This window comes from Streptomyces sp. 549, from assembly GCF_030124175.1.
Taxonomy (GTDB): domain Bacteria; phylum Actinomycetota; class Actinomycetes; order Streptomycetales; family Streptomycetaceae; genus Streptomyces.
In genome coordinates this window covers 1-512 of the sequence record NZ_JASKMT010000072.1, presented here as the reverse complement: position 1 = coordinate 512, position 512 = coordinate 1, and the positions used below count along the sequence as shown (strand labels likewise).

2 protein-coding genes are annotated in these 512 nt (G+C 69.7%); both read left to right on the top strand.

The genetic code is table 11. The features are described from left to right. Positions 1-283: oligopeptide/dipeptide ABC transporter ATP-binding protein (locus tag QNO07_RS27510; protein ID WP_349636884.1), on the top strand; the 283-nt coding region annotated here is incomplete at its 5' end. After that, the coding region (locus QNO07_RS27505; RefSeq protein WP_283995261.1) for an ATP-binding cassette domain-containing protein at positions 276-512 on the top strand (237 nt) is incomplete at its 3' end. The genes QNO07_RS27510 and QNO07_RS27505, both read left to right, overlap by 8 nt.

Genomic DNA, 512 nt, shown 5'->3' with positions numbered 1-512 from the left:
GCACGAGTTGTACAAGCGTCCCGCGCATCCGTACACGCGGGGTCTGCTGGACTCCATTCCGCGCCTGGACCAGAAGGGCCACGAACTCTTCGCCATCAAGGGCCTGCCACCCAACCTCCTGCGCATTCCGCCGGGCTGCCCGTTCCATCCGCGCTGCCCGCGCGCCCGGGACGTCTGCCGCGCCGAGGACCCGCCGTTGTACCAGGTCACCGAGCCCGACGGGGCCGAGCTGCCCGGCAGGCACAGCGCCTGCCACTTCTGGGAGGAGACCCTCCGTGACTGAACCGGACACCCTCGCCGCCCCCGGCCGACCCGCGCCCGCAGGCGAGCCGATCCTGGAGGTCCGGGACCTGGTCAAGCACTTCCCGCTCACCCGTGGAATCGTCTTCAAACGGCAGATCGGAGGGGTGAAAGCCGTCGACGGCGTCTCCTTCACCCTGAGCGCCGGGGAGACGCTGGGCATCGTGGGGGAGTCGGGTTGCGGCAAGTCGACGGTGGCGAAGCTGTTGATG